General features: G+C 39.3%; 1 protein-coding gene. It reads right to left on the bottom strand.

Annotated features, from left to right (window positions below):
• Nucleotides 1–207: 207 nt before the first annotated feature.
• Nucleotides 208–478, bottom strand: a 271-nt coding sequence (locus tag EOB36_RS34800; protein WP_206637244.1) for a hypothetical protein, incomplete at its 5' end; no start/stop codon positions are given.

The following is a 478-nucleotide window of genomic DNA, read 5'->3' as shown; positions in this document are numbered from 1 at the left end:
GATATTGACTTTTTCTTCATTCTTAATTGAATTAAGAATAGCCACATGGTAACCAACTATTTTTTTGAATTTACCTTCCAAAGTCAAGTATTTCATTACCTGGATAACCACTCTATCCAATGGCTTAGGCAAGGATTCTCTAGCAATGCCAGACTACAACCAATAAAATGTTTCCACGCCTGTTAGAAATTTTATAAGTTTCTCAACTTAACTAGTCTTCTCTCTAAGAATGACTGGTCCTTCCAATAGTAGGCCAAAAACCTTAGCGATCAAATGATCCAAAATGGTGAAGGTTAGACCGTTAACCACCACCTTTCCATCCTCCCACACCTCCGTAATTTGGACAAATATGCACTCGCTAAATTTGAAAAACTTCCTGAAGAAGGAAAGTAACCTTGCTTTCTCTAGGATATCCCTAACCTCCTCGTCCACCTTGAGCACATGAGGCTCTATAGTGACTGGGTCCCCTCCCATATTC

Origin of the sequence: Mesorhizobium sp. M6A.T.Cr.TU.017.01.1.1 (genome assembly GCF_004023115.1) — a bacterium.
GTDB lineage: Bacteria > Pseudomonadota > Alphaproteobacteria > Rhizobiales > Rhizobiaceae > Mesorhizobium > Mesorhizobium mediterraneum.
This window is presented reverse-complemented; position numbering and strand designations above follow the sequence as displayed.